Below are 26,739 nucleotides of genomic sequence, written 5' to 3'. Positions count from 1 at the left end.
TCACAAGAGAGTTTCAATTTCTTCACCACTGCAGTAGCGGCGAAGGAGTTCACTGGCGCGATTTATCCAGCGTTCAAGCCCTTCAGGACCTGTAAAGGAAAACACAACCATCAGGACCTTTTGAGTTTGCAGCGTGACCATTGCTCGTTCAGAGTCGCTGGTGGGGCTGCCGAAAGGGCCTGTGGCGTCGGCAAAGACCGGCAAGCTTTCAATGTTGATCAGGCCTTTGCCGATTCCTTTATAGCTTTCACCAGCGATCCCGATGCGGAGTTCGATCGGCGGCGTGATCTTTCCGAGATCGTATGTGCCTGCCGAATTCAGAGATTCCAGCGAAACCAGATTGTCGATGTCCTGTTGATCTGGTACAGCCCTTTGCCGGAAAGCACGCGGCGCAAAAGTGCTTCCGCCGATCCGCGATAACGCGAAGGATCTTTGCCCAGCGCCTTGTACGCACTTCGCATGGCAGCAATCTGTTGGACCGTATTGATCTGTTCAGGTTTGATGGTGGCGACCAGGTGAGCGAGATGCTGGTCGATTTCGTGCCAGAGGGCTTCGTTATGTTTTTCGACAGATACGCGAGCCGAGATGCAGCCCAGCGCAAGATCGGGCGCAAGCACCTTCAGCGCAGGATGGATAGAGATTTCAGGAAGCATTCGCGAATGATCTTACCGCGTCAGATGATCACATGATTGACGAAGTGTCCGTCTCCGAGACAAGGCTAAAAGCTAGCGGCTAAAAGCCAACGGCTGGTTCTCTACGCCAAATTCAACGCCCGCTTAAACGTTCCGCGCTCTTTCTGGATTTTTTCCTGCAGCAGCGTGATGGCATAAATCAACTGCTCAGGCCGCGGCGGGCAGCCGGGCACGTAGATATCGACGGGGATCACCTGATTCACGCCCTGCACCAGCGCGTAATTGTTGAACACGCCGCCTGAAGTGGCGCAAGCACCCATGGAGATCACCCATTTGGGTTCAGGCATCTGTTCCCAGAGCTGGCGGATCACCGGTGCCATCTTTTGCGATACGCGCCCCGCGATAATCATCAGGTCAGACTGGCGGGGCGAGGGGCGAAACACCTCAGCGCCAAAGCGGGCAACGTCGAAACGCGACGCGCCCATGGCCATCATCTCAATGGCGCAGCAGGCCAGGCCAAACGTCATGGGCCAGATGGAGCTTTTCCGCATCCAGTTCACTACGTTATCGAGCGAGGTAAGGATCACGCCCTGCGGCTGCTCATTGCCAAACAGCACATTCTTCAGATGCTGGGCATCGTCAGGGTTGCCTGCGGTGTTCTCAAAGCGTTTGGTAACCAATTCGCGCTCGACTTTTGGATCGACTAGGTGATCGCTCATGACACCTCTATTTTAAATGGATGCGCGGCGGATGGGAAGGATGCTGAAAGCCTGAAAAAAGGCTGCAAAGCTCGAATAAGGAGAGGAATTCACCGCATTGGACGCCGGTTGAGAGACTAAAATGTAAAGAATTCACGGTGAAATGTATCGAATACATGGGCAGGTGGTTTGACTGATGATTTCTCGAGTGCCGCGGCTTTGGCGCTGATCGTGCTTCAAGTATCGACTGAACTCTTTGCCGAAGAAGTTAAGCGTTCGTCACTTTCATAGTTCAACGAAAGGAGATACTGATGACTCATGAAATCGCAGCCGCAAACAAAGAACTTGTCCGCCGGTTCTACAAAGAGGTTTACGGCAACTGGAATATGGCGCTGGCCGATGAGGTTATATCACCACAGTTCACATCCCACGATTGGCCGGAAGGCGGCCCGACCGGTCCCAAGGCGTTCCGTGACTACTATTCTGCCATCCGGTCTGCGTTACCCGACGCCCGATACGAAGTCGATGATCTGATCGCAGAAGGTGACAGGGTTGTGGTCCGGTGGAGACTCCTTGGAACACACAAGGGCGCCTTCCGCGGCATCGCTCCTACCGGGAAGCCGATCACGCTTAAGGGCATCGCCATCTACCGGATGGAGCGCGGCAAGCTGATGGAGCGCTGGGTTGTATCTGACCTGTACGGAGCCCTGGAGGAAAGCGGAGCACTTTCTGCACGCTAACGATCATCAGCCATACCGTTAAAACGGACAGAATCCGGTGAAGCCGCTGGCCTTTGATTTTTACGCGTAAATCGCGCAAGATTTGCAGCCGCAAAACGCATCGGCTGAAGCCGGACTTTATTTGGCCTTTTGGTGGCACGACTCTTTTTCTGGTCACGAACACTCTTCAGGTCCGCACGATTTTCAAATTTCCAATTCGATATTTGAAATCTATAATCCCAGCATGTCCGAGAAAGATGATCTTGGCTGCTCCCGCAGAAGCTTTGTTCAAGGACTTTCAGCCACGGCCGTGACTTTGGCGAGCGGCATAGGGAATGCCGTGCTGGCGAAAGCTCCACCCCAAGTAGAGCTTCCGCAACTGACGCTCGTCGAGGCAGGGCAACAGGTTCGCGCGAAAAAACTTTCTCCTGTCGAACTGACGCAAGCGTGCCTGAACCGCATTGAACGGCTCAATCCAAGCCTGAATGCATTTATCACAGTCACGGCGGAGTCAGCCCTGGCACGGGCGCATGAAGCGGAAACTGAAATCCAGCGCGGCCACTGGCGTGGACCGCTGCACGGCGTTCCCATAGCGCTCAAAGACCTGTTTGATACTGCCGGAGTTCGCACCACAGCAGCCAGCGAACTATTCAAAGACAGAGTTCCCACACAGGATGGCGAAATTGTGCGGCGGCTGAAAGATGCGGGCGCCGTGCTGCTGGGCAAGCTGAACATGCATGAGTTCGCCTATGGCGGCAGCACGGTCATCAGCTATTACGGGCCGGTGCACAATCCCTGGTCGCTCGACCACGAGGCTGGAGGTTCATCTTCAGGCTCAGCCGTGGCAATGGCTGCCGGTCTTTGTTATGGCTCGGTAGGGTCGGATACTGGCGGCTCCATTCGCCAGCCGTCAGCATATTGCGGAACCGTGGGATTGAAACCAACCTATGGACGCGTGAGCACCCGGGGCGTGATTCCTCTCTCCTGGCTTTATGACCACGTTGGTCCCATGACCCGCAGCGTGGTCGATGCGGCAGCTATGCTGCAAGTGCTGGCAGGCTACGATCCTGACGATGCCAACAGCGCAGATCAGCCAGTACATGATTACACCGCGGCACTTACGCAAACCGAACGGCTGCGTGTCGGAGTGCCGCGCGCATATTTTTATGAAGGGCTGCACCCTGAGATTGAGAGCGCCATGAATGCCGCGCTCAAAGTGATCGGCAAACTGGCCGCAAGCTTACGCGATATTGAAATGCCGGCCAGCAATGACACTACGATTCTGCGAGCGGAGGCCTACGCTTATCACGCGGAAAACGTCAAAAAGAATCCGGAACTTTACCAGCCCGAAACGCTGAAGAGAATTCGCGCGGGCGAAGATGTGACCACGGCCGCGTACATTCAGGCCAGACGCCAGGTAGACCAATATCGGCACAACATCCGTAAAGTGTTTGAGACCGTGGATCTTCTGGTCACGCCCACAACTCCAGTGCCTCCATTTACTATTTCCGAACTTCTGGCCGATATGGACAATCTCCGCACAAAGGAGATTCTTACATTGCGCAATACGCGTCCTTTTAACATTCTTGGACTGCCGACGATTTCTGTTCCATGCGGATTCACCAAGTCCGGACTACCAATCGGGATGCAGATCAGCGGAGCGCCGTGGGCCGAAGCAAATGTTCTGAGGCTGGCTCAAGCTTATGAGCAGCAGGCTGACTGGCATAAGAAGCGGCCAAAAATAGACGCATGAAAGCCGTCGATTGCCCCATGACGTGGCACCTGGATTAACATGGAATCCATGGGCTCGCACAATTCCCGCATCCTTGACCAGTTCACGCGCCAGGCTGCGCCGTTTGCCGCCGCTGCGCCCATCCGCAACCAGGAAGTGCTGGATCGCATTGTGCAATGGGCCGGCGCTGGGCCGGATGACACAGTCCTGGACGTGGCTTGCGGCCCGGGCCTGCTGGCCTGCGCTTTTGCCAAAGTGGCAAAGCACGCTACAGGAATCGACATGACGCCGGCGATGCTGGAGCAGGCGCGCAAAACGCAGCAGGAACAAGGTCTCAAGAACGTAAGCTGGCAGCCCGGCGATGTCTATTCCCTTCCCTTTCAACCAGACCAGTTTTCTATCGTCAGTTCGCGTTTCGTCTTCCATCACCTGCAAAATCCGCTGGCGGCACTCAAGGAAATGAAACGAGTATGCAAGGCCGACGGAAAAATCGTGGTGGCGGACATGGCTCCACAACCCGCAAAAGCCGACGCGCTGAATGCCGCTGAGTTGCTGCGCGATCCCTCTCACGTGCGCGCAATGCCTCTAGACGAACTGCGCGGACTATTCCAGCAGGCCGGATTGGAAGGGCCGCAAGTCTTCAGCTATCGCATGGAAGGCGAGTTGGAAGATTTGATGTCCCGCTCTTTTCCCAATGGAGGCGACGCTGATCGCGTGCGCAGGATTTATGCCGAATCGATCTCTGACAACACGCTTGATCTCAACACTCGCCAGGCCGATGGAACAATCTATTACAGCCTGCCGGTAGCGGTGCTGGTCGGATCAAAAGCCTGAGGCATCCTATCGTTTGACATTTTTCAGGATGAACTTAGCGGCGGCCTGGAGAACAACCCGATCGTTGCTCGCAATCTGGGCTCCAGCATTTTTGCTTGATTTGTCCTTTTCCTCAGAATAATAAAACAGCTGGGGGTCCTGCCCTGTCGGTGGCCGGATCGGGTCATGGGCTGCATACACAGCCGCATCAGTCCCTACGACCGTAACTTCGTAATCCACGCGGCTCTTAGGATCACTGACGCTTATTGAGGTGTTGGGACGGTTGTTGTTCGCGGTCCCTGCTCCCCCATTTGCCCGGTAAGTATTTGACCGCTCACATTGGACCGTTTGTCCTTAGCATCCATATGCTCGAAGACCACCCAGCGAAACCGCGAAACCCAATCCGCAGCACAGCCTGGGCATTGAATTTCAATCTTGCCGCTCACTTCTCGTACCTGCGGCAGATAACACACCCCCTGGTCCTTGTAATAGCCCTCGCTCGTCCACCATTCAAATTGTTGTTCGCTTAGGCCATAGTGCGTCGCCTGCTCGCTTTGTCCTGCAGGAACTCCGTCGAGCCACATCACGCCAAAATACGCTCTGCAATTGTGATGACCAGCGATTCCCGGCCGGGATTCTTCCGCAGCCGGTGCTTGTGCCACTAGGGCAACGCTTGACAGCAATAGAACGATCGCAACCAGGACACATTTCATCGCGTTTTTCTGATCCACCATTGAAGTTGATTCGGGAATTCTGCTCCGGCCAACTCGACTTGTCAAAATAAATTCTGCGCGCGATTCTCTGAAACCCGCTGGTGCTCACGGCAATCTGATGAAACATGCATGTCTCTGAAATCTGGCGATATCCGATCAAGAGTCTCAAAGGCGAACGGCTGAACGAAACAGAAATCACCCAGTTTGGAATTCCCGGTGATCGCCAGATCGCGGTGATCCGAACCAACGGAAGATTTCTGACCTCGCGGTCGCGGCCAAAGCTGCTCGGACTACAAGGCTCCATCAACGCGGAGGGCGTACCGACCGTCAACGGCCATCCATGGAACTCATCTCAAGCCCTGGAACTGGTGCTCGAAGCTGCCGGCGAAGCGGTGACACTTAAGCACATCCTGGCGCCTCAGGCCTTTGATGTTCTGCCACTGCTAGTCGCAACCGACGGCGCCGCGCGCTACCTGAACATTGACCATCGCCGCCTGCGCCCCAACATTCTTCTTGCCGACGTCCCTGAACTCGAAGAACGCAACTGGCCGGGACGCGTCATCGCCATTGGCGACGTGCGCATCCATGCGGAAAAACTGCGCGACCGCTGCGTGATGACCACTTTTGATCCCGATACGCAGGCACAAGATCCATCTGTGTTATTACGCATCGTCAGTGAACTCGATGGCAGCACCGCGCTCGATAGCTCCATCATTACTCCGGGCAAAATCCGCGTGGGCGACGCAGCACACATTATCGAGCACGAATGAATCACCGCTAATCAAAGACCTTCAATTTCGGCCACGCATCCCGCAGGTTCGCCTTCAGCCCGCGGCAAAGATAAATGTCAAAGAACTCGTCACGGCGCGCGTACGGATGCTCCACGTGCCCCACGACTTCAACACTCTGAAACAACTTTGGCTCATTCCGTCCGCTGCTGCGCAGAATAATCATGGTGCTGCCGTCATACTTGCCCGGCCCCCAAATCCAGTAACTGTTGTGCTTGCTGATAGCCTGCGGCAGCCCATATCGCGGCCCGTAAAAATCGACCGCGGCCGCCTCACCCCAGCCGTTGGAAAAAATGGCCGTGCGGGCGCGCTCCTCCGGTGGCAGGCCGTTGTAAACTTTCGCGACCTTCTCCACCATCTCCTGCCAGCCAAACTCATCGGCAAACCATTGCGGCAGTGGGCCGTTCTGCTGGTGCTCGATTTCCGGCGGCTTCAGGCCAAGCGAATTTTCATAACGGATAAAGTTCTCCGGCGAGAGCAGCGGCACAGACAACGGCATAAGCAACGCGCCCACAACAATTACCACCGCGACATAAGCGCTCCGCATCCAGGTTCCCATCCGCCGCCCCGCAGCCATGCGCTCCAGTCCAATTGCGCCGGCGGCAAACAAAATCGGATAGATAGGAGCCACGTAATAGTTTTTGGCCTTGAGCGCGATAAACGCCGTGAGTACTACCACGTAAGTCCAGCCAAACAGCCGATAGCGCCCCGCATCACGCGACGACTCGTCGCTGCGCGAATCGGGAGACTGAATATGTTTACCAAAGAACAGCCATGCCAATCCGCCAACCCAAAGAGGGAAAAGAATCGGATTCATGACCATGGCCTGATCAATGATGAATGCCACCGGCCCCCGCACCACGTCGCGCTGGCTCATGCGGATGTTGTGCATCAGTTCCAGGAATGGAAAGTGATTGTGCACCTGCCACAGCAGGTTCGGCAGCGAGATCAGCGCGCAAGCCAGCACCCCGAACCACAGATAACGGCTCTTCAGGAAATGCCGATACGGGGTGAGCACAACACCCACCAGCAACCCAAGCAGCAGGAAGGCGATGGAATATTTATTCTCAAATCCCAGCCCGGCCACCACGCCGAACCAGAGCCAGTAACGCGCGTCGCCCGTGTTAATCGCTCTCAACACCAGCCAGATGCAGGCCATCCATATAAGCTGTTCAAATACGTTGTCAGTAAGCCACGTGTGCGCCACCAGATAAAGAGGAACAACGAAAACAGCCAGCGCCGCCATGCCCTGGGCAAACCGACCGCCGCCCATTTCCCGCGCCAAAGCGCCCGCAAGCCATACTACGGCTGCTCCGGCAAGAATCGGAATCAGGCGCACGCCCAGCGGCGAATCTCCCAGCACCACGCGAGAAAACCACGCAATCCACACAGTGAACGGCGGATGGTCAACGTAACCCCACGCCATGTGCCGCGAGCACGCCAGGTAATACATCTCATCGCGAAAAATGCCGTAACGCGCAACCATTAGCAAATGGAGCAACAGCTTGGCAGCGACGATATAGAGCACAATCGCTGGGCCGGAAGTGAAGCGGCTGTGCGATCCATCGGCGAAGTCTACGCCGCCCATGACAGCATCCGTGCCACTCGCGGTATTCGCGTCTATTCGCGTTAATTCGCGGCTGAATTGGTTTATCTGCCTCAATCTGCGCTCATCTGCGGCCGGTCTTACGGGTTCAATATCACTTTTCCGAACTGCTCGCTCTTTTCCAGTCGCTCGTGCGCCGCCGCGGCTTCGCGCAAAGGAAAGCTCTTGTCTACGACAGGCTTAATCTTGCCGGCGAAAATGTGTTTCATCACCTCATGAAAGTCGCCCATGGTTCCCATGAACGAACCCAGAAACGAAAGCTGGCGGGCAAACAAAAACCTGATATCAAAGCTGGCTTCCGGGCCCGTGGTAGCTCCGCACGTAACCAGCTTGCCGCCGGGCTTGAGTGATTTCATGCTCTCCTGCCACGTGGCTTTGCCAACATGCTCAAATACGATGTCGCACATCTGGCGGTTCGTGATTTTTTTCACTTCATCGCCAATCTTCTGCCTGTAATGGTTGATCACATGGTCGGCGCCCAGGTCTTTGCACTGGTCAAGCTTGTTCTCGTCACCGGCAGTGGCAATGCACGTTGCGCCAAACATCTTGCAGATCTGGATAGCGATCGTGCCGATCCCCGACCCCCCGCCCAGCACCAGCACTGTATCAGCCGGCTTGATGCCGCATCGGCTCACCAGCATGTGCCACGCCGTGAGTGAAACCAGCGGAAGAGAGGCGGCTTCGTCATAAGTCAACTCTTCCGGAATCGGCAGGACGTTTACGCGCGGCACGGCGATGTACTCACAGTTGCCGCCATCATTCAAATAACCCAGCACGCTAAACTGCGGGCAGAAGTTCTGCTCTCCCTCAGTGCATTTGGGGCAGACGCCGCAAAACGTCATCGGAACCAGCAGCACGCGCTGGCCTGCCTTCAGGTCCGTGATGTACTCGCCCACCTCGGCAATGTCCCCGGAAACATCACTGCCATTGATATGCGGCAGCTTCACCCCGGGCAGTCCCTTGCGGATGAAAAGGTCCAGATGGTTCAGCGCGCAGGCCTTCACCCGCACCAATACCTGGTCTTTACGCGGCTTGATGTCCGGCACTTCTTCATACTTCAGGACTTCCGGACCGCCAAATTCATGAAATCGAACAGCTTTCATCAGGGACTCTCCTTGCGCTAGTGAGCAAACAAGCGAGGTTATCAAAAATCCAACACGGAGGCACGGAGACACGGAGGAAATTTGGTAAATGAATAAATCAAGAATTTGGTAATTGATTAATTTGGTAAATGGGTAAATGAAAAACTGCTGCTCCCACAGGCCTCAAAATTACCCAATTACTAAGTTACTCATTTACAAAATCCCTCCGTGCCTCTGTATCTCCGTGGTAGATTTTTTCCCATGATCACCGGTCTCCACGCTATCCTTTACTCTCCAGACGCCGACAATAAAATTTATTGAACTGCTGGCAATGGGCTTGAAGACACCGCTCGGAGAGCTGTTTAAAGATTTATGACCTAAGTTCTTCCGAGGGCTCACCAATTTTCTCCGTGTCTCCGTGCCTCCGTGGTGGATTTTGTGCTATCCGGTAAAATACTCCTGTGGACATCTATGAAGAGATAACCCGGCTGCGGCGGGAAGGCCGTCGCGGAGCGCTGGCGACCATCATTAATGTGCGCGGATCCATTCCCTCGTTTGAGTCGGCCAAGATGCTGGTGCGCGATGATGGCTCCATCGTTGGGACCATTGGCGGCGGCTGCGTGGAAGCCGAAGTATGGGAAGCGGCCCGTGAAGCGATGAAGACCGAGAAGCCGCAGACGCTGCACTTCGACCTGAACAACAATCCCAAATACGACACGGGCCTGGTCTGCGGCGGGACTCTGGAAGTTTTTGTGGAACCTGTTCTGGCTGTCTCGACGCTCTACATTTTCGGCGCAGGACACGTAGCCTGGAGCCTTTATAAAGTCGCGCGCCTCGCCGGCTTTGACGTGGTCGTGACCGACGACCGCGAGAGCTATGCCAACCGCGAGCGCTTCCCTGATGCCCGCGACATATACGCCGATGAATATGAGCGCGTCACGGCGCAACTGGCCCCCAACGATGCTTCTTACATCGTGATCGTGACCCGCGGCCATCGCGACGATATGCGGGTCCTGCGCTGGGCCGCCGAAACACCGGCACGCTATATCGGCATGATTGGCTCGCAGCGCAAGACTATCGCCATCTACAAAGAACTGGAGAAGGAAGGCATCGCCCCAGAAAAGCTCGCGCGCGTCTATGCGCCGGTAGGCATTGATATTGGCGCCGTCACGCCGGAAGAGATTGCCGTGGCGATTGTGGCCGAGCTGATCGCCATCCGCCGCCATTCCGCCACGCCGCTGCCGCACATGAAGAGCGCCAAGGCCGCGGAGATCCTCAAGCAGTTGTAAGCTTAACCGCAACGGACGCAAAGGGATCTCGGTCCAAATCTTCCTTTCACTTGGCGTCCTTCGCGATCTTTGCGGTAAACAATTTCCTCCCAACCAATTAAGATATAGTTTGATCCATGGCCCTTTCACCATCATTTGCGGGCGTCATCCTTGCTGCGGGCGCATCTTCGCGCATGGGCCGCGATAAAGCGCTTTTGCCCTGGCGTGACGGCACATTTCTTTCCGCCGCCATACGCGCACTGCAACCAGCTACGGAGCTGGTAATCGTGGTGGCGGGAGCTAACGCCTCCAGCCTTGAGCCAATTGCCGACTCTCAAGCGGCGTTTCTGACGGTGAATCCCAATCCACAGCAAGGCCAGTTCAGTTCCTTGCTGGTTGGCTTGCAGGATGTTCTCAATCGCGGACGCGACGCCGCGATCGTCACGCTGGTAGATCGCCCGCCGGCGGAAGTGGGAACCATTGAGCAGATCAAGGCGGCATTTCTCTCCAGCGATGATCAAATCTGGGCAGTGGTGCCGGAATACCAGGGCAGACATGGTCATCCCATTGTGATTGGCCGTGAGATGATTGAGGCCTTTCTGCGCGCGCCGGTTCACAGCACCGCTCGCGACGTGGAGCATGCCAACCAGGCGCATATTCTTTACCTTCCCGTAAAAGACCCGCTGGTCGCGGCCAACGTAGACACGCCGGAAGACTTTGAGAAATTGCGCGCAGGTACCGCCATTTGAGGACCGAGACTTCCACCAGCCAGAAATTTGCTGACTCCATCCTGGCCTTGCGCCCCCGCGTTGCCGTATTTGATTGCGACGGTACATTGTGGAGCGGAGACTCCGGCGCAGACTTTTTTTACTGGCAGATTGATCGCGGTATGTTTCCGCATGGCGTGGCGGAGCGCGCGGCCGCCCGCTATGCCGACTATAAGCAGGGCAAGGTGAATGAAACCGAGATGTGCGGTGAAATGGTCACCGTCAATGCCGGCAACTCTGTGCAGATGCTGGAGGAAGCGGCGGAAGAGTTTTTCTCAAGCATCGTGGAAAAGCGTATCTTCCCTGAGATGCTGCGGCTCACGCGCGAACTGGATTCCATCGGGTGCGAGGTCTGGGCCATATCTTCCACCAATGACTGGGTAGTGCGTGAAGGCGTAAAACGCTTTGGCATTCCTCGCAGGCGCGTGCTGGCGGCCAGCGTCCATATTGAAGACGAACAAATTACTGACCGGCTCATCCGCGTGCCCAGCGGTCCTGGGAAAGCCACTGCAATTCATGAAGTCGTGAAGAAGCAGGTGGACGCGTGTTTCGGCAATTCAATCCATGACGCGGCCATGCTGGAGCTTGCGCGGCATCCTTTTGCCGTGAATCCCAATCCTGATCTGGAAGGGATTGCCCGGGAAAAAGGCTGGCAGATTTACTGGCCTTCAGGCACCCGGAATCACTAGATGAGGTAGAAAGTGCCGTTCGCAGAGACCAACAATGCTCGCCTGTTTTACCGGCTGGAAGGCCGTAGAAATCTCCCCGTGCTGGTGCTCTCACATTCACTGGGCTGCGACCACAGCATGTGGGCCCCGCAAATGCCCGATCTGCTCAAGCACTTTCAAGTGCTGCGCTATGACACGCGAGGCCACGGCGCGTCTGGCGTTCCTGCCGGTGATTACACGCTGGACCAGCTAGGGCAGGACGTATTGGCGGTGGCGGACAAGCTCAATCTGGAAAAGTTTGCCTTCTGCGGCATTTCGATGGGTGGCGCTGTGGGCCAGTGGCTGGCGATCAATGCTCCACAACGGCTCAGTGCGCTGGTCTTGGCGAACACATCGTCCAAATTCGGCACGCCGGATCTGTGGGACGCCCGCATCAAAGCGGTGCGCGAAGCCGGCATGCAGTCGATTGTCGACGCCACCATGCAGCGCTTCTTTTCTGCAGACAAACAACACACTACATGGGCGCAGTCCACCCGCGCGGTCGTGCTCGGTACCGATCCCAAGGGCTATGCCGCTTGCTGCGCCGCATTGCGTGAGGCCGACATGCGAGCCTCGCTTAAGAAGATTCCTGTTCCCACGCTGGTGATCGGCGGCGACAAGGATCCATCAACTCCCTGGGAAGGCAACGGCTCAGTGCTGGCCCGCGATATTCCCAACGCAAAAGCATTCCGTTTGCAGACAGCGCATCTTTCCAATCTGGAAGAACCGCAAGCGTTCACCACGGCCGTGCTGGATTTTCTGCTGGCTCCAGGAAACCAAGCGAGATCCGCTTGAAGCCGGCATGAAAATTTGGCCGTAGGTGCCAACAATCCATTGTGACGGCCGTCACACAGAGGTGTGACATTACTCACCGAAAACTTTCTCGGCGTCTGCGATTCTCTCTCCACGGGAAGCAAACTCTCAGGTGACAGAAACACCCCTTCGCGCCGCTTCCCCATCGGGCCGATCCACGGATATCAAGGATTGAACGTTTATCAAGGCTGCAATAGCGGTGCGGCTTCCGGAGGCCTTTGTGCGCATTCTTATCGTTGAAGATGAACCTAAAGTTACAAGAACCCTGGTCAAAGGTCTGGAGGCAGACCACTTCGCCGTTGACGTTGCTGAAAATGGAGAGGACGGACTGCAACTCTCCAGTGAAATCGACTACGACGCCATTATTCTCGACTGGAACCTGCCCAAGCTGGATGGGCTGACTGTGTTGCGAAAATTGCGCAAGTCCGGATCGGCGGCGCGCATCCTCTTCCTGAGCGCGCGCAAGGAAATTTCCGACCGCGTTATGGCCCTTCAGTGTGGCGCCGACGATTTCCTGGTAAAACCATTCTCCTTTGAAGAACTGCGCGCCCGCGTCCACACACTGTTGCGGCGTCCCACGGAACTGCTGGACAGGATCATTGTGGCGGACCTGGAACTGGACCGCATGCGCCACAGCGTCACTCGAGCCGGCAAAAACTTGAGCCTTACTCAGCGCGAATACGCGGTGCTGGAATACCTGATGCGCAACGCGGGCCGCACAGTCACGCGCACCATGGTGGTGGAGCACGTTTGGAACCTGGGTTTTGAAGGGCTTACCAACATCGTGGATGTTTATATCAACTACTTGCGCGCAAAAGTCGACCAGGGATCCAGCAATCCGTTGATTCACACCATACGCGGCGTTGGTTACTCCATCATGGCCACGGAGAGCGGCGAGCCCGCGCATGCCGGACCTGAAATTCGCAGTTTTCAACAGGGCAAAATGGGGTCGGAGGGACAGACTACGCCGTGAAGTGGCAGCGAATCGCGACCGCAGCACAACTACGTCTCTGCCTACTTGCTGACTGCCATCTGCTGCTGGGCCGCCTGGTATTCCTCGTATGTCCCCTTGAAGTTGAGGCGCACAGGAGGCGTGAGCGAAGCGGGAGCCTCCTGCCGAAATCCTGAGCAAACGCAGTGAGTCGAAGGATCTCCAGCTAACTAAACCTGTACGGTCTGGTACTCCGCATACGTCCCCTTGAAGTCTTCGATCTTGTGATCGTCAAAGTGCCAGATGCGCGTGGCAACTTCATCGATGAGATCGTGATCGTGGGTGACAAGAAACACCGTGCCCTGGTAGCGCTGCAGTGCGATGTTGAGCGCGTTGATAGATTCAAGATCAAGGTGGTTGGTGGGTTCATCCAGCACCAGCACGTTGGGCTTTTGCAGCATGAGCTTGCAGAAGAGGATGCGCGCTGCCTCGCCGCCGGAAAGCACGTCAGTCTTTTTGGTGGCCTCGTCGTGGACAAAGAGCATCTGCCCCAGCAGCCCGCGTATCTCTTCATTGGAAACCGAGGGGTCCCACTGGAAAATCCAGTCCAGAATGGTGCTGCCTTTTTCAATCAGGCTGCGATGGTCCTGCGGAAAATAGCCGATGGCGGCTTCGTGTCCCCAGGTGGTCTTGCCGCCGTCAATAAATGGTCCGGCATAGCCTGACGTCTGGCGCAATTCGCTCTCAGGCGTGTTGGGCGAGCTGGCCAGTAGCGCATTGAGCAGCGTTGTCTTGCCTGCGCCGTTGCGCCCCATCAACGCGATTTTTTCTCCGCGCGTCACGCTCGCGGTAAAGTCCTGTATGACGTGGTTATCGCCGTAAGATTTTGTCACGCCCTCAATCTCAAGAATGTGCTTGCCGGAAGGCCGCTTCATTTCAAACTTGATGAACGGGCGGGCAATGTTCGAACGCGCCAGTTCCGTCAACTGCAAACGCTCAACTTCTTTTCTACGCGACTGCACCTGGCTGCTGCGCGTTCCGGCGGCAAAGCGCTGGATAAACTCATTCAACTGCGCGATCTTTTTCTCGCGCTGCGCATTCTGCGCTTCAATCTGCGAGCGCACCTGCGTCTTGGTCATCACCATATCGTCATAGCCGCCGGTATAGGTGATGATGGTTTCATAATCAATATCGGCAATGTGCGTGCAGATGCTGTTCAGAAAATGGCGATCGTGCGAGATGGTGATGAGCACGCCGTCATAGCGATTGAGAAAATCCTGGAGCCAATGGATCGAATCAAGATCAAGGTGGTTCGTGGGCTCGTCCAGCAGAAGCGCCTGCGGATGCCCAAAGAGCGCCTGCGCCAGCAGCACGCGCATTTTTTGTCCGCTGGGAAGCTCGCCCATCTTGCGCTCATGCACGGTGTCCGGAATGTCGAGCCCCTGCAGCAGTATGGCCGCATCACTTTCCGCAGAGTATCCATCTTCCTCGCCGACCACACCTTCAAGCTCACCCAGCCGCATGCCATCCTCATTGGACATCTCAGGCTTTTCGTAGATGTGGTTGCGCTCTTCCATGGCGGCCCACAGGCGCTTGTTGCCCATAATGACGGTGTCAATCACGCGATACTGATCAAACGCGAACTGGTCCTGACTGAGCACGCTGAGTTTTTTGGGGCGGACAACGCTACCCTTCTGCGGCTCAAGCTCGCCGGAAAGCAGGTTCATAAATGTGGTCTTGCCCGCGCCGTTGGGGCCGGTGAGGCCATAGCGCTTCCCCGGCGTAAACGCCGTTGAGACCTCATCAAACAATATTTTTGCGCCGTAGCGCATGGACACGTTACTGACTGAAATCATTAGTTTTATAAGGAACTGCGAAGGGGTTTCCGGCTTACAAGGCGGGACCGCAGCTGCGTCTTTTATTTTAGCATGCTTCGCGTGCTAAACCGCTCTGCAGAATGGCCTAAAGCCATCATCTATCCGCACCTGTTGCAGCGCCGCTCGGCGCGCCAGTCGGGCTTCGCGGCTATGGGCGCGCATGGATAATACTGCTTTTTTTAAACCTGAGGACGCATTGCTGAAGATACGGCCTAAGATCGTGGCGAACCGTTGTCTCATACAAAATATAGACGTTAGCTGTTTACAACAACTGCCCCATCTTCTTTCAAATACGGTAGATATTCGGCGGGGAAATCATTTTTTAGCATTCGTCTTGAAATACACTTTGTAAGCGCAAGCCATTTGTTAACCTGTTGAACATGCAGTAATTCATCAGCACTCATCGTGAGTTCCCCTTTATTTGACAGGAGAGCATGAGCAACATTGTCTCGAAGTGGATCCAAAGTGCTTTCAATCACTGTGGAGACTTGTTGACCACGCACTTCTGGAGGCACTGCAGAATCTAAAGCTAGAGCACTCCATTCGAACCGAATAGGGAAAATAGCATTCAGCCACTTTCGGACATCGTCTGCATTAGTCGGTAAGACTTCGTTAGGTAGCGTTATAGCTGTTCCTGTTTTCTTGGCCTGTCGCTCAAGCCTTTTCCTTCTTGCGCGAAGTCCTTCGATGATTTTAAAAAAACACAAAAATGTGTAGACATTGCTGCTCGAACCCAATGCTTCTCTATAAAGGCCCGCATATCCCCTTAATTCAGCTTTTAATTCAGCAGTAGGCATGATCGCAAATGGCGCTTCCCAAAAAGGATTTGAGTAGCTCATTTGAGAATTCCCTGTCGTAATTTCTAAAGTGTCAACTTGGTAAATCTTGAGTGGTATGTCGAGGTGTGCCGACCAACTGCTTAAACTGGGAGCTAAAGCCCGAAAAGCCTTTTGTTGTGCATCATTGCGGCTAAGTGCCTCGAAAGAATCAGATATCAATTTTCCAAGAAACCCGCGTTTGTTTGGATATCCAGTGAAGACGAATTTGCCATCCTCAGTTTGACCATAAATCTTGATTCGATCTGCCTCTGGGTTGCCCGGCGGTACAAAAGCTGGTTTTGTGACCGCAAGATGTGAATCACCTTCAAGACCGGTTGCGAATGAAAACTGGTTTTCTGCTTGTAAATTGTAGCCAGGCCTATTCAACACAAATGTGACGGTATATTGGCCAGGGCTACCCTGAAGCGGCGCATGATTTCGAGGATCATCCCCTTTGAATTGGTTGATAACGTGCAGATGGCCTGGCTCTCCTGACAAGCCCATAATTGTTCGGTTGTTAGAAGTATTCAGAGATATTGGTGCAGGGGCATCTCGCGTGCTATTCGATGTCTTTGCACCGCAACATTTTTTGAATATCTTGCCGCTTCCACATGGACACTCGCGTGTACGTTCTAATTTGCGTTGTCGACGTCTATCGTGACGAGAACCATTCATCGCGTTTGCTTATAGACTAGCGCGATCGGCAGAGGGTCGTAGATTTTTTTGTTGCAGCACAGAAGAATTGTGCTAACGTGGTTTCGTATTTTATTTGTTAGCCGTTGGAATTACAGCATGGAAGAATGCACCGCACAGGCAAGAGTGCCTGTGCCACAATCGCAGCCGAGGGCGGCTGCGGTCCACGGTTTACGAGTTAATTTTGATTTTTTAAACACCCGGCTTTGACGCCGGGTTTTGACATTTTAGGGTTGTGGCCCTCTGCCGATCCTTGGGTGTATTGGGTGACCTTGGGTGAGATTGGGTGGAAGCCGGGGGGCAGGGGGTGGGGTGGGATTTGCCAGAATTGCCAAAAATCGCCGGAATTGAAAAGCGGAGCTGCCGCAGATTGGCGCTGAAGAACGCAGATCAGGAGCGGCGGAGAGAGGAAAACACAATGAGCGAAAGCGGAATGAACTATGCCGGAATTGGCGTGAATCAAGCAGCAACCGAAGCCGATGAGGCACGGAAGAAGAAATTTCGCCAGGATTGGGAGGAGAGCGGAGGAGGCCAACTTTGTCTTGCCTTCTACGATGCCTTTAAGAAATACAAGTACTACGTGGAGACGCATAGTGGCGAAATGGCGCGACCAAGTGGCCCGATCAACAATAAGTACGATGAGCACACAGTGTTCCAAAAATGCTTATCTACCATGGAGAGCTACAAACGAGAGCGGGAGGAGACACTGCGGAAGAACCTGGAAAAGGCGCAGAGCGCAGCGCGATGCGAGCACGAATTTTTGAATGGCGAACGGTGTCGGGCACCCAGGATGAGAGACAAGAAGCTGTGCCGGATGCACGAGGGCCTGGAAGAAGCAAAAGCGGTGAAGCTGGACCTGGGCCCCATGGAGGACGCCGACAGCATTCAGGTGGGAATCAGGAAATTGCAAGCGGCAATTATCGATGGGAAGCTGGACTCAAAGCAGATTGGGCATCTGGCATACACGATCCAGCTGGCGGCATGGAACGTGACGAGGACGACGACAGCGCAGGCGGAAGCAGACTGAGGGAGTCCCACAAGAAGACCAGTTCGACCAGTTGAAATGTTATATTTTAGGATTACTCATGCGCGAGCGCGGACACTCTTGACGAATCCAATCCAGACCATCAAAAACCTGACCCAATCGGCCCTGGGCGATATCAATGCCGCCGCCACGCTGGCCGATCTGGAGAAGGTCCGCGTCGCCGTGCTAGGGCGCAAAGGCGAGCTCGCCGGAATCAGCAAGACGTTTGGCGCGATGGCGCCCGAAGATCGCGCCAAGGCTGGCCAGCTATTGAATGAAGCCAAGGCCACGCTGGAAAAATCTTTTGAAGATCGCAAAGCGTCGCTTGAAGGATCGGAAGCTGACCAGCGTTTCAAGGCCGAATGGATTGACCTGACAGTTCCGCCGCAGGGCATTGCGCCGGGGCACATTCATCCTGTAACGCAGGTGCAGGACGAGATTGAGCAGCTCTTCACCTCAATGGGATTCCGCGTGCTCGATGGGCCTGAGGTGGAAACCGACTATTACAACTTTGACGCGCTGAATATTCCGGCTGACCATCCGGCGCGCGACATGCAGGACACTTTCTGGATGACCGATGGCCATCTGCTGCGCACCCACACCTCGCCGGTGCAGGTGCGGGCGTTGCAGAAATATGGCGCGCCCATGCGGATGATTGCGCCCGGACGCGTGTTCCGTAATGAAGAAGTGGACGCATCGCACGAGCACACGTTTTACCAGGTTGAGGGCATGATGGTGGACCGCGACGTTTCCGTGAGCCACCTGATTTATTTCATGCAGACGCTGCTTAGCTCGGTCTTTGGCCGCAAAGTAACGGTGCGCCTGCGCCCCGGCTACTTCCCTTTTGTGGAGCCCGGTTTTGAGCTCGATATCCAATGCCTGATCTGCGGCGGCAACGGCTGCGCCGTGTGCAAGCAGAGCGGATGGGTGGAGCTGCTGCCGTGCGGGCTGGTGCATCCCAACGTGATCAGCAATTGCGGGCTCGATCCGCAGGAGTGGAACGGATTTGCGTTTGGCCTGGGCCTGACGCGCCTGGCCATGATGCGCTATGCCATTGACGATATACGCCTGCTGCAAAGCGGCGATCTGCGTTTCCTGAACCAATTTTGAATCTATGAAGTTTTCTTACAATTGGCTTCGCGAGCTTGTCCCCGGCCTGAAAATGGACGTGACCACGCTTGCCCAGCAGATCACCATGAAGACGGCCGAGTGTGAAGGCGTGCACGATCCCGGCGCTTTCGCCGGCGCAAGCGTTGCCGCGGTTGCCAGCGCGGAAAACTCCGAGCCCGATTCCATTATTGAGATTGACAACAAGTCTCTTACAAACCGCCCTGATCTCTGGGGACACTTGGGCATGGCGCGCGAAGTTGCCGCCATCGCCGGCTTGAGCGTTGCCGATCCTGTGGCCGATCTGCCCTCAGCGGCGAGCAAAAGCGATCTCTCCATCACGATTGAAGATGCCAATCTCTGCGCGCGCTTCAGTGGCCAGCGAGTGGAGAACGTAAAAGTCGCGCCTTCGCCGCTGTGGATGCAGTATCGCCTCAACTCGCTAGGCGTGAATCCCATCAACAATCTTGTTGACGTAACGAACTATGTGCTCTGCGAACTGGGCCAGCCCATGCATGCCTACGACGCCGATCTGCTGGGCGATACCATCATTGTCCGCGCCGCGCTTAAAGGTGAGTCGATTCTTGCACTGAATGGCGAAAAGTATTCGCTCAGCCCAGAAGACATCGTCATTGCCGACGCGCAAAAGCCCGTGGGCATTGCCGGAATTATCGGAGGTAATGATACGGCGATTCGCCCGACGACCAAGCGCATCGTGCTTGAGGCAGCGTCATTCCCCGCTTCCAATGTTCGCAAGTCTTCTTCGCGGCTCAAGCTGCGGACAGATGCTTCCATGCGCTTTGAGAAAGGACAGGACCCGGAGAACACTGTTCGCGCTTTAGCACGCGCGGTTGAATTGCTGAAACAGATTTCACCCGGATCGCAGGCCGCGCCGCCTATTGACGTTTACGCGCGTAAATCCACGCCGCCTAAAATCCAGCTCGATATCGATTGGGCCGAGCGGAAGCTTGGCCGCAAGCTATCGACGGAAGAAGTCGTCAATATTTTCAAATCGCTCGTCTTCGGCGTGGACGTGGTCGATCAGCGCAAGCTTCTGCTTACCGTTCCCAGTTGGCGGGCCACGAAAGATATTTCCATTCCTGAAGATCTGGTGGAAGAAATTGGACGCATGGTCGGATACGCTTCCATCGTCCCGCAGGCTCCGGCGGTCCTTGCTGCTCCTACGCCGCGCAATCTCGACCATGAACAGCACCGAGCCATTCGCGCCGCTATGGTTGGGCAGGGATTCACTGAGGTCTCCAACTACTCTTTTATCTCTGAGGTAGATGCGGCTATTTTTCCTTCATGGACTGGCAGGCTGCTTCAAGTCGCAAATCCAATTGTTGCGGAGCAGAAATACATGCGGCCTAGCCTGCTGCACGGAATTCTCCGTAATCTGACCAACAACAGCCGTTTTTTTACTGACTTCCGCCTGTTCGAAATCGGCCGCGTTTATAGCAAGGGCAATGACGGTGCACCGAAAGAACGGACGCATCTAATGGCCGCGATTTATGGCCGCGAAACCAATGGCGCCAACCTGCTGGAAATGAAACGCGTCGTCCAATATGTCGCTACGGGAGCGAGGATCGTGCCAGCAAAGGCGCATGGCAAGATCATGCATCCGGAGCGCGCGGCGCATGTTGAAGTCGGCGGCCAGCGGGTGGGCGATCTCTACGAACTGCATCCCGGACTGCTTGACCGAGGGCGCGCGGCCATTCTCGATCTTGATCTGGACGCGCTACAAGTGCTGCCGTCTCAGCGTGCGCCGTATCGTCCACTGCGCCGCTTCCCCACCAGCAGCTTCGATCTTTCGATTGTGGCGCCAGCGCACACGCTGGTGGCCGATCTGGAAAACAAGCTGCGGCATTTTGCGGGGGAAAGCTTGGTCGCTCTCCAATTCCTGCTGATCTTCCCGCTGCCGCCGGACAAAAAGAGCGTGTCTTTCCGTCTGACCCTCGGGGCGGATGATCGCACGCTGACCGCCGAAGAGGTTACACGTACTCGCGGAGAAGTTGTGGAAGGAATCAAAGCGGCGGGGTATGATTTGCGGGAATAAGCGGGCTACTTAGTGTTTCTATGATCGCGCGGTTGGGCGTCTACCGGTAGCCTTCATTGCAGATTCAAAGATTTTGAAGATGTGCCGTTTACTGCCTGCTAGATCGCCTACGCATAGAGATCCATGGCTTGAATGTTGTAGAATCAGCTCGCGGGGGAATGGAATGCTTGGAGAAACCAAACAGTACATTGTTACTCCTGACATAGAATATGGATCCCTATGGATCTTGCCCGCTTGGCTTCGGATATTCATTTTCTATTCGGCAGTGTACCTGCTGGTGGATTGCCTTTTCTCTTTGGGACGACCTTCCTATAAGGGATTGCTTTGCGCCTGGTTGTTGGGCATGGCTATGGCGCTTATCCTTGGCTTCAAAAAAGATACTCTCATTCTAAGCGATGAGTTCATCGAAGCCACTGACACGTTCAATAGGGTCAAACCTATAAGAATTTACAGGGATAGATTTAGCAAGATCACAGAGTCTTATATAGGCATACCCCCTCTGCGTCGCCGCGGCTTGCTTATAATATCCCAAGGCAAGTTCCGCTCGATGTTCGCGAAACATGTCTTTATTCCATCAGGGCTGCCTGACTACGCCGAAATCAAAGCAAGACTCATGGAATGGGTCCCATTGCCCCGCTAGCCTCCGATCCTTTCAGTCCCAATGTGGTCTCGACAATAGGCTCCATCTGGACCGCAACGCCCCGGCATTTTCAAACAAAACTGTTTTATTCTTCACGCTTCGTCGTGAAGAAAATGGTGAAAGAAAGGCCTTTTCCAGGAGGTGAAAAGCTCTTACGTCATTTCTCGGAATGATCCCGGTTAGGCGCTGTTCTTCGTCCAAGCAAAGTTATCGCACTCTCTTCACAATCGCCCGTGCAAACCTTTCCGCAGCGCCTTCCGCCAGTCCTAAAAACAGCTCTGGCTCTATCAACTCCAACTCCATTAGCACCAGCTTGCTATCGCGGACGATAACGTCGATCCGGCAATATAGCGAATCGCGCACCTGTGGCACGGTTGCAGCGATTTGGTCGGCCTGAGCAAGAAGATTTGAATCAGGATGAAATAACTCCGCGCTGCCGCCATGCTCTTTCTGGACACGAAAATCCCCCGCCGCCGGACGCTTCAACACGGCATGGCTGCACGCGCCATCGATATAGCTGAATGAAATTTCCCCTTGCGTCTCAATCTCGGGAACGAACTGCTGGATAAGGAATGGCTGCGCTTCCATTTTGCTCTTCAATTCATTTTCGGTAGGGACTGCCGCGCTATCAAACAGCCACGTCTTGTATGCCGAGGCCGACACAGCGGGCTTCACCACGGATTTCTTCCAGTTCCTCATCTCCTGCCATACTGATGATGAGATCGGGCCGCTGCCGTTTACGAAGACTGTCGGCGCGATTCGAATCCCCATCGTCGCCAACTCTTCCAGGTAGAACTTATTGCGGTTCCACAAAACTGTCTTCGCATCGTTCAGCACAAGAACGCTGCTTGCCGTACGCCGGAGCCATTTTGTAAATTCGGCGTCGCGCAGGTGGTAATCCCAGCAAGAGCGCAGGACAATCAGATCAAACTTGCTGAAATCACAGGCAGCCGATCTCCAGTCAACAATCTCTGTTTCGACTCCTGCCGCTGCTAAGTATGGCAGCATCAACCGCTCGCTCTCCGCTCCGTGGGGAAGGCCGCTGTATGTAATCAGCGCAAGATGTTTTTTCATGAGCGACGAAGGTCGGCCTTTTTTAAGATCGGCGCACTAATACAAAAGAAGTAACTCCTAAATCCTGTCCCGCAGCAGGCTGATCACATCATCCGCCGTGATGATGCCGGTAAGGCGCTGCTCTTCGTCTACTACGGGCAGCGTGAGCAGGTTGTATTTGTCAAACATTTCCGCCACGTCTTTTTCTGACGCGCTGGCTTCCACATAGATCACATGTTCCGGAGTGAGGGTGCCCAGCCGGGTGCCGCCCGAAGCCAGCACCAGAGAAACCAGAGGCACGGAGCCCACCAGCTTTTCCTGGGAATCAACCAGATAAATGGTGCTCACAGTCTCGACAGGGCCTTCAAAGCTGCGCAGGCGGTCAATGGCGTCACCCACGGTATGCTCGGCTGAAAGAGCGATATAGTCGGTGGTCATGCGGCCGGCGGCGGTGTTTTCATGGAAGGCCAGCAGCTCTGAAACCTCCTGCCGCTCTTCCGGCTCCATCTCTTCCAGAATTTCTTCTGACGTCTCCTGGGGCAGATCGCCCAGCAGGTCGGCGGCGGCATCGGGGTCCATTTCTTCCACAATGTCGGCGGCCTTGTCAGAATCAATAGACCGCATGAGCTCGATCTGCATCTTAGGATCGATCTCTTCCAGCGCTTCAGCGGCCACTTCTTCATTCAACGATTCAAAGACAGATTCACGCTCGGCCGGGGCCAGCTCTTCCAGAATGTCGGCAATGTCCGCCGGATGCAGTTTCGCAAGCCGCTCATAGGCCAGCCGCAGGCGAACGCGGCGCGCGGGATCGGTTTCAATCAGGTCCACGGCTTCCCAGGGGATGGACTTTTCCGGCATGCGCAGGGCCAGCGCTTCAATCGCGCGGCTGGGAGCAAGGCCCTTGAGCAGCCGCCGGATAGCCCCGCGCAAGCCAATATCCACGCGCCCTACCTTGAGCTTGAGCGTGCCATTGACCTGCTCGCGGCGAAGGTCAACGTCATTCACGCGGACAACTTTGCGCCCGGAAACGTCGATAATCTGCTGGTCAAGCAAGTCGCGCTCCAACAGCAGCATGCCTTCAGAGCTGGAAAGCGGCTGCCAATCATGGGCTGAGCCGTTCACCTGGATGGCCGAACCGATCACGGTCTTGACCTGGCGTGAAGGCAGCAGCCGGTCGCCTTCTCGGGTTTTTACGATGAAATCAGAAATGCGGTTGGGATCTTCCTGGGGAAAGATGGCCACTTCACGCACGTGTCCGGCAAACGCGCCGCTGCTGTCATAGACGGACGCGCCCAGAATGCTCGAAAGTGCGATCTCTTCCCGCATATTTTTTCCTAACTTGCAGAATACCCAATGTGGTGGGCCCTGACCAGAGCTAAGCACATTTGCAACAACTATTTTTCAGGACATCATTTTTCAGAGCATATTTTTAGAACAAGAATTTCAGAGCAAGAGCCGGATAGATTTCTCCGTCGGTCGGCCATATGATGCACCCAAGGAAAGAAACGGCTGGCGGTTCAGGCTGAAAAATCTGAATCGCCGCACCGACTAAATGATCTGTTACAGGAAGGAGTTTTTCCCCCATGGCAATCCAGGTTACAGACATGCATATGCTGCGCGACCAGTTGATGGTCCGGCGGCAAAAACTGGAATCCGCAGTGGCCAAAACCCAGACCGCTAACCTTCTGCACCTGCTGGAGCAGGTTGACCATGCGCTGGAACGCGTGGACCACGGCAGTTACGGCGTCTGCGAACATTGCGCCGGGACCGTAGAGCCGGAACGCCTGTTTGCCGATCCTTTGACGCAGCTCTGCCTGGACTGCCTGAATCCCACAGAACAGCGAGCTCTGGAGCAGGACCTGCTACTGGCGGCAAGAATCCAGGCTGGGCTGTTGCCCAAGCGTGACTTCAGCGCTGCCGGATGGAAAGTTGCTTACCACTACGAGCCCGCAGGGCAGGTCAGCGGCGATTATTGTGACCTGGTGCAACACGGCAAAGATCTTTATTTCATGGTAGGCGACGTTTCCGGCAAAGGCGTGGCAGCGGCCATGCTCATGTCAAACTTGCATGCGCTGTTCCGCGTGCTGATTCCCACCGGTCTGCCCTTGGAACAATTGGTCGAACGCGCCAACCGGCTTTTCTGTGAAAGCACTCTGCCCACGCAGTATGCCACTCTGATCGTGGGACGGGCAGATGAGTTTGGCAACGTGGAGATATGCAATGGCGGCCATCCGGCGCCGTTTCATGTGGGCGGGCACGGCGTTGCGTCGATTGAAGCCGCCACAGTCCCGATTGGGCTTTTCTGTGACCAGAAGTTCACAAGCACTACGCTTCGCACTGCTCCGGGCGATAGCCTGGTCATTTATACAGACGGCATTTCAGAGTCTGAAAGCCCTGACGGCGCGGAGTTCGGCAGCGCATCGCTGGCAAAGCTGCTGGGCGCGTGCCATCAAATGCCGTCGCGTGAGCTGGTGGATAAATGCCTGAAAGAGGTTTTGAACTTCCGCTCCGGCTCGCCTCGGTTGGACGATCAGGCGCTGATGGTGCTGCAGTTCGCGCCGACCGCGTAAGCTGCACAAAACGATTAACCGGCAGTCTACTGTTTGACAATCCCCTGCCCGCATAGGCACACTAAGTGCTTCGCCCTATTAGCCGTTCGCTCAGGATCGTCTTTAAAACAACACCTAGTGAATCGTCCCATGACAAACCGGGTCTCATACACGCTTGAGTCAACCTTGGAAAGCGTTAATCAGGTTGAACAAAAAGCTACAGAGGTGGCCGCCGGCGCGGGATTGGGTGAAGACGAGCAATATCAGGTGGCCATGGCCGTGCGAGAAGCGGCAGTAAACGCGGTGCTGCACGGCAATGCTTATGATCCGGGAAAAAGGTTTGTGGTTGCGTATGAAACCACCGGCGATTCGCTGGTGATTACCATTACCGACCAAGGCAAAGGTCTGGACCCGGAATCGCTACCGGACCCACTGGCACCGGAAAACCTGATGAAGGGCTCAGGGCGGGGAATTTTTCTGATTCGCGCATTCATGGATGAGGTAAAGATCCGGAACACGAATCCAGGGACGGAAGTAACACTTATCAAGCATACCGGCCGCAACGCGGCGAATGCCAAGGAGGAGGAAGCACAGTGAGCATGAAAGCAACCAATCGGCAAGTGGACGGCGTCGCAGTCGTGGATATGAGCGGCCGCATCACTTTGGGTGAGGGCAGCGTGGTTTTGCGTGACACCATTCGCGACCTGATCGGCAAAGGCAACAAAAAAATCCTGCTTAACCTGGGCGACGTTACATATATTGACAGCTCCGGCATCGGCGAACTGGTGAGCGCGTTTACCGCTGTGCGCCGTGAAGGCGGCGAACTGAAGCTGCTCAACCTCACTAAGAAAGTCCACGACCTGTTACAAATCACCAAGCTCTATACCGTCTTTGATATCAAAGACGACGAAGCGACAGCAATTAAAGCCTTCGGCAAATAACCTTCCATTTGCGGCAGGCGAGTTCGCGCTCGCCTGCCCAGGGTACCCACATGCCAAGAATCTCACGCATTGATCGCGCAGCAGCTTCGCCTGAGGTCGCTGAGGTTTACGACCACTTCATGAAAGTGCGCGGCAACATTCCCAACATGTTCCGCACCGTGGCGCACCGGCCGGAAATCATGCGGACCATGGTGGCGCACTTCCGGGCCGTGATGGAAACCGGCACCGTTCCCATTAAGCTAAAAGAGCTGGTGATTGTCCGGACGACGCAGATCAATCGTTGTGAGTATTGACTGGCGTCACACACCGTCTTGGCAAGACGGCACGGCTGGACAGACGACCAGATCAACGACCTGGCCAACTTTGAAAAGCGCTCTGATTTCACGGATAAAGAAAAGGCCGCGCTGCGGCTGGCGGAACGCGTGACTCGCGACGCGCACACCGTCGACGATCAGTTCTTCGGCGAACTACGCCGGCACTTTGATGAAGGCGAGATTATCGAGTTGCTGGCCGCGATCGGGCTGTTTAACTATTTCAATCGGTTTAATGATGCGTTGACGATGGAGCCGACGAAATAGGTTTCTTACCCCGAGCGCAGCGAGGGGGTCCTATCAGCAAGAAGGATTCAGAAATCCCCGCAATCAGTCTCTTGCTGCGAACTTAAGTCTGATCAATCAGCTTCCAAGCAATAGCGATCTCTCGCTCCGCTCGA

At 55.2% G+C, this 26,739-nt stretch carries 24 protein-coding genes and 1 pseudogene; 16 read left to right on the top strand and 9 right to left on the bottom strand.

What is annotated here, in order from left to right:
* Together LAO76_06465 and LAO76_06460 are read right to left on the bottom strand one after the other, a co-directional pair.
* Window positions 1-653, bottom strand: a pseudogene (locus tag LAO76_06465) (hypothetical protein).
* Between the two features lie 101 nt (window positions 654-754).
* On the bottom strand, window positions 755-1,351 hold the full coding sequence (locus LAO76_06460) for an NADH-quinone oxidoreductase subunit B (protein ID MBZ5490556.1): 597 nt from the start codon (window positions 1,349-1,351) through the stop codon (window positions 755-757).
* A gap of 290 nt (window positions 1,352-1,641) precedes the next feature.
* Between LAO76_06460 and LAO76_06455 the strand changes: the two genes are divergently transcribed.
* The 3 genes from LAO76_06455 to LAO76_06445 all read left to right on the top strand — a co-directional run bounded on the left by LAO76_06455 (window position 1,642) and on the right by LAO76_06445 (window position 4,615).
* Complete coding sequence (locus tag LAO76_06455) at window positions 1,642-2,070, top strand: ester cyclase (protein ID MBZ5490555.1); 429 nt, start codon at window positions 1,642-1,644, stop codon at window positions 2,068-2,070.
* A gap of 223 nt (window positions 2,071-2,293) precedes the next feature.
* Window positions 2,294-3,802 carry an amidase gene (locus tag LAO76_06450; GenBank protein MBZ5490554.1) on the top strand — a complete coding sequence of 503 codons (1,509 nt, stop codon included), beginning with the start codon at window positions 2,294-2,296 and terminating at the stop codon, window positions 3,800-3,802.
* A 39-nt stretch (window positions 3,803-3,841) separates the two neighbouring features.
* On the top strand, window positions 3,842-4,615 hold the full coding sequence (locus tag LAO76_06445) for a methyltransferase domain-containing protein (GenBank protein MBZ5490553.1): 774 nt from the start codon (window positions 3,842-3,844) through the stop codon (window positions 4,613-4,615).
* A gap of 242 nt (window positions 4,616-4,857) precedes the next feature.
* Here the strand turns inward: LAO76_06445 and LAO76_06440 are convergent, their stop codons facing one another.
* Window positions 4,858-5,328 carry a hypothetical protein gene (locus tag LAO76_06440; protein ID MBZ5490552.1) on the bottom strand — a complete coding sequence of 157 codons (471 nt, stop codon included), beginning with the start codon at window positions 5,326-5,328 and terminating at the stop codon, window positions 4,858-4,860.
* 104 nt (window positions 5,329-5,432) lie between these two features.
* On the opposite strand from LAO76_06440, the gene LAO76_06435 reads away from it, so the two are divergent.
* Window positions 5,433-6,077, top strand: coding sequence for an MOSC N-terminal beta barrel domain-containing protein (locus LAO76_06435; protein ID MBZ5490551.1), 645 nt, complete (start codon window positions 5,433-5,435; stop codon window positions 6,075-6,077).
* A gap of 7 nt (window positions 6,078-6,084) precedes the next feature.
* Here the strand turns inward: LAO76_06435 and LAO76_06430 are convergent, their stop codons facing one another.
* Window positions 6,085-7,758 carry a glycosyltransferase family 39 protein gene (locus tag LAO76_06430; GenBank protein MBZ5490550.1) on the bottom strand — a complete coding sequence of 558 codons (1,674 nt, stop codon included), beginning with the start codon at window positions 7,756-7,758 and terminating at the stop codon, window positions 6,085-6,087.
* 23 nt (window positions 7,759-7,781) lie between these two features.
* Window positions 7,782-8,804, bottom strand: a complete 1,023-nt coding sequence (locus LAO76_06425) for a zinc-binding dehydrogenase (protein ID MBZ5490549.1) — start codon at window positions 8,802-8,804, stop codon at window positions 7,782-7,784.
* Window positions 8,805-9,244: 440 nt separating this feature from the next.
* On the opposite strand from LAO76_06425, the gene LAO76_06420 reads away from it, so the two are divergent.
* From LAO76_06420 to LAO76_06400, 5 genes are all read left to right on the top strand, one after another.
* Window positions 9,245-10,072: an XdhC/CoxI family protein gene (locus LAO76_06420; protein ID MBZ5490548.1), complete on the top strand. Its 828-nt coding sequence runs from the start codon at window positions 9,245-9,247 to the stop codon at window positions 10,070-10,072.
* Between the two features lie 116 nt (window positions 10,073-10,188).
* A complete protein-coding gene (locus LAO76_06415; protein MBZ5490547.1) occupies window positions 10,189-10,800 on the top strand; it encodes a nucleotidyltransferase family protein in 612 nt (203 codons plus the stop codon).
* A complete protein-coding gene (locus LAO76_06410; protein ID MBZ5490546.1) occupies window positions 10,797-11,507 on the top strand; it encodes a haloacid dehalogenase-like hydrolase in 711 nt (236 codons plus the stop codon). The genes LAO76_06415 and LAO76_06410 overlap by 4 nt, the downstream gene beginning before the upstream one ends.
* 12 nt (window positions 11,508-11,519) lie before the next feature.
* Complete coding sequence (gene pcaD / locus LAO76_06405) at window positions 11,520-12,320, top strand: 3-oxoadipate enol-lactonase (protein MBZ5490545.1); 801 nt, start codon at window positions 11,520-11,522, stop codon at window positions 12,318-12,320.
* Window positions 12,321-12,558: 238 nt separating this feature from the next.
* A complete protein-coding gene (locus tag LAO76_06400; GenBank protein MBZ5490544.1) occupies window positions 12,559-13,311 on the top strand; it encodes a response regulator transcription factor in 753 nt (250 codons plus the stop codon).
* Window positions 13,312-13,499: 188 nt separating this feature from the next.
* Here the strand turns inward: LAO76_06400 and LAO76_06395 are convergent, their stop codons facing one another.
* Both LAO76_06395 and LAO76_06390 read right to left on the bottom strand, forming a co-directional pair.
* A complete protein-coding gene (locus tag LAO76_06395) occupies window positions 13,500-15,125 on the bottom strand; it encodes an ATP-binding cassette domain-containing protein (protein MBZ5490543.1) in 1,626 nt (541 codons plus the stop codon).
* A gap of 275 nt (window positions 15,126-15,400) precedes the next feature.
* The gene (locus LAO76_06390; protein ID MBZ5490542.1) at window positions 15,401-16,639 is read right to left on the bottom strand and encodes an SEC-C domain-containing protein; all 1,239 of its coding nucleotides are present in this window, start codon (window positions 16,637-16,639) and stop codon (window positions 15,401-15,403) included.
* Window positions 16,640-17,075: 436 nt separating this feature from the next.
* On the opposite strand from LAO76_06390, the gene LAO76_06385 reads away from it, so the two are divergent.
* Genes LAO76_06385 through pheT form a run of 3 tightly spaced genes read left to right on the top strand, consistent with a single transcriptional unit; the run spans window position 17,076 to window position 20,844 of the window.
* Window positions 17,076-17,684: a hypothetical protein gene (locus LAO76_06385; protein MBZ5490541.1), complete on the top strand. Its 609-nt coding sequence runs from the start codon at window positions 17,076-17,078 to the stop codon at window positions 17,682-17,684.
* 36 nt (window positions 17,685-17,720) lie between these two features.
* Window positions 17,721-18,791, top strand: a complete 1,071-nt coding sequence (pheS, locus tag LAO76_06380) for a phenylalanine--tRNA ligase subunit alpha (GenBank protein ID MBZ5490540.1) — start codon at window positions 17,721-17,723, stop codon at window positions 18,789-18,791.
* Window positions 18,792-18,795: 4 nt separating this feature from the next.
* A complete protein-coding gene (gene pheT / locus LAO76_06375) occupies window positions 18,796-20,844 on the top strand; it encodes a phenylalanine--tRNA ligase subunit beta (GenBank protein ID MBZ5490539.1) in 2,049 nt (682 codons plus the stop codon).
* 847 nt (window positions 20,845-21,691) lie between these two features.
* Here the strand turns inward: pheT and LAO76_06370 are convergent.
* A complete protein-coding gene (locus LAO76_06370; GenBank protein ID MBZ5490538.1) occupies window positions 21,692-22,558 on the bottom strand; it encodes a hypothetical protein in 867 nt (288 codons plus the stop codon).
* A 57-nt stretch (window positions 22,559-22,615) separates the two neighbouring features.
* Window positions 22,616-23,863, bottom strand: a complete 1,248-nt coding sequence (locus LAO76_06365) for a CBS domain-containing protein (GenBank protein ID MBZ5490537.1) — start codon at window positions 23,861-23,863, stop codon at window positions 22,616-22,618.
* A 257-nt stretch (window positions 23,864-24,120) separates the two neighbouring features.
* Here LAO76_06365 and LAO76_06360 point away from each other — a divergent pair, with 257 nt between their 5' ends.
* The 4 genes from LAO76_06360 (at window position 24,121) to LAO76_06345 (ending at window position 26,605) form a co-directional block, all read left to right on the top strand.
* Complete coding sequence (locus LAO76_06360; protein ID MBZ5490536.1) at window positions 24,121-25,107, top strand: SpoIIE family protein phosphatase; 987 nt, start codon at window positions 24,121-24,123, stop codon at window positions 25,105-25,107.
* Between the two features lie 129 nt (window positions 25,108-25,236).
* Window positions 25,237-25,683 carry an ATP-binding protein gene (locus tag LAO76_06355; protein ID MBZ5490535.1) on the top strand — a complete coding sequence of 149 codons (447 nt, stop codon included), beginning with the start codon at window positions 25,237-25,239 and terminating at the stop codon, window positions 25,681-25,683.
* Complete coding sequence (locus LAO76_06350) at window positions 25,680-26,027, top strand: STAS domain-containing protein (GenBank protein MBZ5490534.1); 348 nt, start codon at window positions 25,680-25,682, stop codon at window positions 26,025-26,027. Before LAO76_06355 ends, LAO76_06350 begins: the two co-directional genes overlap by 4 nt.
* 50 nt (window positions 26,028-26,077) lie before the next feature.
* Entirely contained in the window at window positions 26,078-26,605 is a 528-nt protein-coding gene (locus LAO76_06345) for a carboxymuconolactone decarboxylase family protein (protein ID MBZ5490533.1), read from the top strand.
* Window positions 26,606-26,739: the final 134 nt, after the last annotated feature.

The organism is Terriglobia bacterium, from assembly GCA_020072645.1.
Taxonomy (GTDB): Bacteria; Acidobacteriota; Terriglobia; order Terriglobales; family Acidobacteriaceae; genus Angelobacter.
Note: the sequence above shows the minus strand (reverse complement) of the source record. Positions and strands in the feature narration are given on the sequence as shown.

Bases quoted from the DNA above. Each gene is read 5' to 3' on its own strand.
- LAO76_06455 (MBZ5490555.1), top strand. From the start codon at position 1,642: ATGACTCATGAAATCGCAGCCGCAAACAAAGAACTTGTCCGCCGGTTC.
- LAO76_06445 (MBZ5490553.1), top strand. From the start codon at position 3,842: ATGGAATCCATGGGCTCGCACAATTCCCGCATCCTTGACCAGTTCACG.
- LAO76_06385 (MBZ5490541.1), top strand. From the start codon at position 17,076: ATGAGCGAAAGCGGAATGAACTATGCCGGAATTGGCGTGAATCAAGCA.
- LAO76_06390 (MBZ5490542.1), bottom strand. From the start codon at position 16,639: ATGAATGGTTCTCGTCACGATAGACGTCGACAACGCAAATTAGAACGT.
- LAO76_06360 (MBZ5490536.1), top strand. From the start codon at position 24,121: ATGGCAATCCAGGTTACAGACATGCATATGCTGCGCGACCAGTTGATG.
- pheT (MBZ5490539.1), top strand. From the start codon at position 18,796: ATGAAGTTTTCTTACAATTGGCTTCGCGAGCTTGTCCCCGGCCTGAAA.
- LAO76_06450 (MBZ5490554.1), top strand. From the start codon at position 2,294: ATGTCCGAGAAAGATGATCTTGGCTGCTCCCGCAGAAGCTTTGTTCAA.
- LAO76_06395 (MBZ5490543.1), bottom strand. From the start codon at position 15,125: ATGATTTCAGTCAGTAACGTGTCCATGCGCTACGGCGCAAAAATATTG.
- LAO76_06460 (MBZ5490556.1), bottom strand. From the start codon at position 1,351: ATGAGCGATCACCTAGTCGATCCAAAAGTCGAGCGCGAATTGGTTACC.
- LAO76_06435 (MBZ5490551.1), top strand. From the start codon at position 5,433: ATGCATGTCTCTGAAATCTGGCGATATCCGATCAAGAGTCTCAAAGGC.
- LAO76_06365 (MBZ5490537.1), bottom strand. From the start codon at position 23,863: ATGCGGGAAGAGATCGCACTTTCGAGCATTCTGGGCGCGTCCGTCTAT.
- LAO76_06355 (MBZ5490535.1), top strand. From the start codon at position 25,237: ATGACAAACCGGGTCTCATACACGCTTGAGTCAACCTTGGAAAGCGTT.
- LAO76_06440 (MBZ5490552.1), bottom strand. From the start codon at position 5,328: ATGGTGGATCAGAAAAACGCGATGAAATGTGTCCTGGTTGCGATCGTT.
- LAO76_06370 (MBZ5490538.1), bottom strand. From the start codon at position 22,558: ATGAAAAAACATCTTGCGCTGATTACATACAGCGGCCTTCCCCACGGA.
- LAO76_06425 (MBZ5490549.1), bottom strand. From the start codon at position 8,804: ATGAAAGCTGTTCGATTTCATGAATTTGGCGGTCCGGAAGTCCTGAAG.
- LAO76_06415 (MBZ5490547.1), top strand. From the start codon at position 10,189: ATGGCCCTTTCACCATCATTTGCGGGCGTCATCCTTGCTGCGGGCGCA.
- pheS (MBZ5490540.1), top strand. From the start codon at position 17,721: ATGTTATATTTTAGGATTACTCATGCGCGAGCGCGGACACTCTTGACG.